This is a genomic window from Peribacillus asahii (assembly GCF_003570725.1).
GTDB lineage: Bacteria > Bacillota > Bacilli > Bacillales > DSM-1321 > Peribacillus > Peribacillus asahii.
Genome location: NZ_QWVS01000034.1, coordinates 61,039 through 67,250, shown reverse-complemented (window position 1 = coordinate 67,250; position 6,212 = coordinate 61,039). Strand labels below are relative to the sequence as shown.

The 6,212-nt window shown below is 37.1% G+C and carries 8 protein-coding genes; 2 read left to right on the top strand and 6 right to left on the bottom strand.

What is annotated here, in order from left to right:
• Nucleotides 1–234 precede the first annotated feature (234 nt).
• Nucleotides 235–480, bottom strand: coding sequence for a hypothetical protein (locus D1953_RS16390; RefSeq protein ID WP_119118252.1), 246 nt, complete (start codon nucleotides 478–480; stop codon nucleotides 235–237).
• A gap of 136 nt (nucleotides 481–616) precedes the next feature.
• On the opposite strand from D1953_RS16390, the gene pdaB reads away from it, so the two are divergent.
• Nucleotides 617–1,372 carry a polysaccharide deacetylase family sporulation protein PdaB gene (gene pdaB, locus D1953_RS16385; protein WP_119118251.1) on the top strand — a complete coding sequence of 252 codons (756 nt, stop codon included), beginning with the start codon at nucleotides 617–619 and terminating at the stop codon, nucleotides 1,370–1,372.
• A gap of 68 nt (nucleotides 1,373–1,440) precedes the next feature.
• Here the strand turns inward: pdaB and D1953_RS16380 are convergent, their stop codons facing one another.
• A complete protein-coding gene (locus tag D1953_RS16380) occupies nucleotides 1,441–2,112 on the bottom strand; it encodes a KinB-signaling pathway activation protein (protein ID WP_119118250.1) in 672 nt (223 codons plus the stop codon).
• 139 nt (nucleotides 2,113–2,251) lie between these two features.
• Between D1953_RS16380 and gerD the strand changes: the two genes are divergently transcribed.
• Nucleotides 2,252–2,842 carry a spore germination lipoprotein GerD gene (gene gerD, locus D1953_RS16375; RefSeq protein WP_119118249.1) on the top strand — a complete coding sequence of 197 codons (591 nt, stop codon included), beginning with the start codon at nucleotides 2,252–2,254 and terminating at the stop codon, nucleotides 2,840–2,842.
• 115 nt (nucleotides 2,843–2,957) lie between these two features.
• Here the strand turns inward: gerD and D1953_RS16370 are convergent, their stop codons facing one another.
• The 4 genes from D1953_RS16370 to D1953_RS16355 form a co-directional block, all read right to left on the bottom strand.
• Entirely contained in the window at nucleotides 2,958–4,010 is a 1,053-nt protein-coding gene (locus tag D1953_RS16370; RefSeq protein WP_119118248.1) for an Mrp/NBP35 family ATP-binding protein, read from the bottom strand.
• Nucleotides 4,011–4,121: 111 nt separating this feature from the next.
• Nucleotides 4,122–4,844, bottom strand: coding sequence for an N-acetylmuramoyl-L-alanine amidase CwlD (gene cwlD, locus D1953_RS16365; RefSeq protein ID WP_119118247.1), 723 nt, complete (start codon nucleotides 4,842–4,844; stop codon nucleotides 4,122–4,124).
• Nucleotides 4,845–4,916: 72 nt separating this feature from the next.
• Nucleotides 4,917–5,342: a DUF2521 family protein gene (locus D1953_RS16360; RefSeq protein WP_119118246.1), complete on the bottom strand. Its 426-nt coding sequence runs from the start codon at nucleotides 5,340–5,342 to the stop codon at nucleotides 4,917–4,919.
• Between the two features lie 225 nt (nucleotides 5,343–5,567).
• Nucleotides 5,568–6,131, bottom strand: a complete 564-nt coding sequence (locus D1953_RS16355; protein ID WP_119118245.1) for a hypothetical protein — start codon at nucleotides 6,129–6,131, stop codon at nucleotides 5,568–5,570.
• Nucleotides 6,132–6,212: the final 81 nt, after the last annotated feature.

The following is a 6,212-nucleotide window of genomic DNA, read 5'->3' as shown; positions in this document are numbered from 1 at the left end:
CTCATGTTGCACTTTTTATAGTGTGTGCTCACTTTAAAAATTAACGTTGGCGCTTTGTTTTGTTCAGTTTTCAAAGAGCAACCAAGTCGTTTTTGGCGACTTTATCACCTTATCAGAATCAATCGCCTGTGTCAACATCTTTTTAATTTTTTCTTAAAAAGTACTTTGCTGTAACAGCGACTTTTATAATATACCAGCCTGAAAATAATTCGTCAATGGTTTCTTTCAAAAAAATTATGTTTCTTTATTATTCCCTTTCTTTTTATTTATCAAGGTACTTCTCGTATATATCAGACATTCATGTTCTGAAGCAAATCGCTTAAATAAATTAAATAGAATTTTATATCGCTCATTCATCGCCCGCCTCACTAAATGATCGAGTCTGTCATCTTGTAAATCAAATAAAATTTCATCAAGCTCTCTTTTAATGACATATTCTAATTCTTTTTGTTCTATCTCATTTATCATTAACCCAATCATACCCTCACCTCACCTTTATCAAAGCATCTTATCCTATTTATCAGGATTTTATAATTCAGCTGCAAGATAATTTGTGCATATCTCTTGAAACAACGAATATGCTTGGAAGTAAGAGCTTGGGACGAGGTGATATCAATTGAAATTTTTTGTTGTATTAAATGCAAAGAACCTCAAACAATATTCTTTTATTCTAGTTATGGCCTTATGTTCAGCTTTATTTCTCTTTTTACAAAACAGTTTGCATACTCCGGTATTTTCTACTGAAGATGGACCAAAAGCAGTATATAAAGGGGAAAAAAATATTGCAATTACCTTTAATATCGGTTGGGGAGATGAAAAGGCGGGACCCATTCTTGAAACACTAAAAAAAGAAAATATTCAATCTGCTACTTTTTTTCTCTCGGGTTCATGGGCAGAACGTCATCCAGACTTAGTAGCCCAAATTGTAAAGGAAGGATATGAAATCGGATTGCTTGGTTACAATTATAAGGATTATTCCGACTTAGAGGACGAAGAAATTATACGTGATATTTCTAAAGCACAAGAGATATTTACAAAAATGAATGTCAAAAATATCGAGCTGCTTCGTGCACCTACTGGTCATTTTGATAAACGCCTATTAAAAATTAGTGAGCGATTCGGGTTAACGGTTGTCCATTGGAGCGTAGACTCAAAAGACTGGACAAATCCTGGAGTTGACCAAATCGTGAAAAATGTCACGAGCAAAGCACATAAAGGAGATATTATTCTTCTTCATGCTTCTGATGCTGCAAAACAGACGAACAAAGCCCTTCCTATACTTTTGGATGAGCTTCGCCAGCGCAATTTAGCCTTTGTCACGGTATCTGAAATGATCTCTAACTCTTCCGCTCAAAGTGAGGAAATTCAATGACGTGAGACTCATGAAGTGAACATTCTCCTCCCGTTAATACACGTCAAATAAAGGGTCAAAGTTTGCTGCTAACTTTGACCCTTTACTACATTTTTCATTTTTCCATCTACTTTTACCACGTTTCGCTTACTAGCCAGCTCCTGCTGTGAACGATTAATTAGTTTATTTAAAATCAATAATTGATACGCATTGCAAAATAATAAAGGAAAGAGCATAAAGTAAAGCCAAGCCTCATCATTCCCCTTCAAAACGGGTGTCCATTCAATAATCGTTGCGACAACCATAAAGAATAAGGCTGGAATAAAGGTCTGTTTATTCGTTTGTTTCATTTTGAAATAGGCAACGATTAAGCCCGCTCCTAATAAAAATAGGGCTAATAATATGTATGGAGCTAACCCTTCACCCGATTCAAAATTCGTATAGCGCAAATAAATAAAATCCCCTAATACAAAGAGAAGTAATAAAATCTGCACTGCATTCCATAAGGAAACACTTTTAAAGATCCCAAGACCAAATCGATGAATTGTCAGATAAGCAAAGAAACCAGCTTGACTAATGACACTAAAAATTAAACCGACCCCAAATAACCAGATAAAGGTCGAAAAAATGGAGACTATTTGAAAAGAAGTAAAATAGCTTTGAAATTCATTCCATCGAACAATAAATCCCGCAAGTGCACCTGTAACGCCGCCAACAAGCAACGTTGTCATAAATAAGTGAACTACATTACGACTGTTCATAACACACCTCCAAATTTTACTATTTATTCTATTTAATTGTATCAATTCGTTTTCTGAAAATCTAATATAATGGCGACTGTGCATAAAATTGATTGATTTAATCATATTAAAAGTAAGAAAACTGAAAGGGGCACTGCCGATGAAAAATGGAGTCGCTTTTTTGTTGATTTCGCTTTTCATCATTTGTACAGGCTGTAATCAAGAAGGTACGAATGAAAAAGTCGACTATGAAGAAACGAAGAAAATGGTTGTCGATATTTTAAAAACGGATGACGGAAAAAAGGCGTTACAGGAAGTACTCAAAGACGAAAGCATGAAAAATGAAATTATTATGAATGATGACACCGTAAAAAAGGCGATTGAAAGTACCCTCACTTCCGATAAAGGAAAAGAGTTTTGGAAGAAGGCATTTGAAGATAATGAATTTACAAAAGCTTATGCCAAAGCTTTACGATCTGAACATAAAAAAGTCTTAAAAGAACTTGCCAAAGATCCAGCCTACCGCACCTTGTTAACCGATACAATGAAGGAACCTGATATCCAAAAGGAAATCACCAATATTCTCAAACAAAATGAGATGCGGAAAATTTATAAAGAGCTCATTATTGAAACGACGGAAAGCCCGCTCGTAAAAGCTCAAATCGAAGAGGCTATTCAAAAAGCTGCTACAAAAGCCGTTGAGAAGCAGAAAAAAGAAGATGAGGGCGGTGGCGACGAAGAATCAAAATAAAAAAGGCTTGTCCTATAAGTCATTTACTGACTATTAGGACAGCCTTTTTATTATTTTTGAAAACACCATCAATATAATTTAACAGTCTAATTGTGATTTAAAAATTCTTCTTTATTTATTGTAATTTATTAATAACCTTTTTCGCGATATCTTCAAAAATCTTTCCAATCCGATGATCCGCTGCATAAATCGATGGAGCAAAATCTTCTTCATTCCAATCAGGCTGTTGTAGAGGTAACTGGCCTAGCACTTCTGTACGAAGCTCTTCTGCTAGCTTCTCTCCGCCGCCTTTTCCAAACACATACTCTTTCTCTCCTGTTACTTTACTTTCAAAGAACGACATGTTTTCAATAACACCGATTACGTCATGTTCCGTTTTAATCGCCATAGCCCCTGCACGTGCTGCAACAAATGCAGCTGTTGGATGTGGAGTTGTAACAATAATTTCTTTACAAGCTGGGAGCATCGTATGAACATCTAAAGCAACGTCCCCTGTACCTGGTGGTAAATCTAATACTAAATAATCTAAATCATCCCACTCTACTTCTTGGAAGAAGCTATTTAGCATTTTTCCAAGCATCGGTCCTCTCCAAATAATTGGAGCATTATCTTCTACAAAGAAGCCCATGGAGATAACTTGTACACCAAAACGTTCCACAGGAATAATTTTTTCCCCACGTACAACTGGTCGTTTTGTAATACCCATCATATCCGGTACACTAAACCCATAAATATCTGCATCGACTAACCCCACTTTTTTCCCTAAACGCGCTAGCGCTGTCGCAAAGTTTACCGAAATAGTTGATTTACCAACGCCGCCTTTTCCGCTCGCAATGGCAATAAATTTCGTCTTACTATTTGGAGATAATAAACCAAGGTCTTCTTCCGGCATGCTTTCACGATGTTTCGCTAACTCTTCTTCAGGAAGTTCAGTGAATCGAATACCTACGGATGCTGCTCCAGCCTCTTTCAATAGCTCAACTACTTGCATTTGTAATTGCATTTGCTCAGATGTACCTGTTTTCGCAATAGCCAACTTCACACTTACGTGATTTTTTTCAGGCTTTATTTTAATTTCTAATACACCATTTGTTTCTACTAAGCTTTTATGAAGAAAAGGATCATTTAACCCCTTTAATATATCCAGTACTTTCTCTTCTGTTAACAAGTTCGAGCACCCCTTCTCAAGTTGTTTTCTTTTACCAATAGTAGTATAACACACAACAGAATAAATACTTAATTACCAAAACTCAGAACGAAAAAAAGAGCCTTTCGCATCTCAAGGCTCTCCTTTTTCCGTAATCTTTTCCTCGGTTAAATAACGTAGCACTCCTTTATAAATCGAAGCGGCAATTTGCTCTTGGTACTCAACTTTCACTAAGCGTTCCCTCTCTTCAGCATTTGACAAAAAGCCAATCTCAACAAGTGCTCCTGGCTTCTTAGCGTAGTCCATTAAATAGACTCGATTAATCGTTTTGGCATAACGGGATGTGTTCTCCAAGTTCCGAATAATTTCTGCTTGAATGAATTTTGCCAACTGCTCATTTTCTTCATAACGCGTAGTGTAAAAAGTCTGTGCCCCTTTCGAGCTTTTTGAAGGGAAAGCATTTAAATGAATACTGAGAAATAAGTCCGCTTCCGATTCATTAATGAGCTCGACTCGCTTGCGTAAATCCTCACTTTTACGAAGATAAATCCCTTTCGTGTCTTTCGCTGCTAAATCCGAGTCATCGTCCCTTGTCAGAATGACTAATGCACCTTGTTCTTGCAAATAATCTCGTAGTTTTAACGTTACGCTTAGGGCAATATCTTTTTCCATTACATTGCCTATATTCGCTCCCCCATCCATCCCGCCATGACCTGCATCTAACACGACAACCTTCCCAGATAAGGGTAAATTCCAAGCATTCCATGAATCATCTTCCACAAACTTCACTGTCACAATTAGAAAAAGAATGACTATACCTAACGCAAATCCTCCATACTTTAGCTTCCTTGTCATTTGCTCTCCTTCCGTTTGCCCCTATACATTAAAAATATGGGACGAACTACGGAATTAGAACAAATTCTAGCTTCAATGCAGCTTCATTTTATGACGCTTTTCCCCCGTTTTAAACCCATCCTTCCACCAGGCCTCTACATATCCTTCACAGCGATAATAGAGTCCCTCTTCAACATTCTCATTTGAGCCAATCTTGCCCCAATATCGAATAAAATGAAACAGCGTATCAACCAAGTATTTCCGTTCTTGAAAGCATCGTGCCCTTACCTCTTCTTCAGACTCTCCATAATAGCCAAATTTGCTATAATGCGCTCCCAGTAAAAAGGCTTCTATGGCGATATCTAAACACCCTTCCTCCACCACATCTATGTAGCCTTTATCAAAGTACTGTAAAAAACGCGCTTTGACCTGTTCAAGCGATAGCTCTCGAAGGATTCTCCGCTCATACTTAATCTGCTTCTCTCTCTGCCACTCCTGTAAATCCATAATTACATTCATAAATTTCACCCCCATTCCCCAAGATTGGGGATAAGAATAGTTTTTACTTCCGTTTCAGACACATGCTTATCAATAGTTGGCAAAGCAGCTAAAATCGTCCCAGCCCTCTCTCGTTAAGGATTCAGCATGTCCCCATTACTCAAATAGCTATTTCAATAGGCAAAATAAAAAAGAAAGAAGCTCAGCCTTTCCTTTTTTATCCTCTATCTATTCCGGTTCTCCCAATCACTTTAAATAACTGACATAAACAGCTCTCTGTAAAAACACGACCTCTTTTTCTAGAGCGCTGGTCGTTCTTAGCAATGATTTCATTTCTCTTTTCAATGTATTGATTTCGTTTTGCATATTTTTTATCAGTTTGTCTTGCTCAATTTGCTGTTGTTTGACTCGTTCTTCTTCAATTATTGCCTGTTCTATTTCAATCGCTACCCCAGCGGCAGAAACAAGATCTCCAATGGTAATAAGTACTGCACCCATTAAAGCAAAGGCAAAGGCCAAATCTAATTCCGATTCGGAATCGCCAGTAGTTCCTGAACTGCCGTTAGTCTTTTTATTATTAGTTGTTGAATTACTATTAGCTGCTGACCTTCTTTGGGCTCCTGGATTTAATATTTCTCCATCTTCACCTATCTCTTCTTCTACTTCTTCTACTCCTTCTATTCCCAACAAAATACCAATAACTGTAATAAAATTCCCCATTGAAACAATCATTGAACCAAACAGGTCGAGCTTATCACCGAACTGAGGAGGAAGGTTATCAAAGAATTCTTCTTGTTTCCACTCGCTCAACGTTTAACCACCTTCTTTATCGAAAAGAAATGGTAACACATCTCTTAATTACAATCGCAATACAAACGATTTACTCTAAAT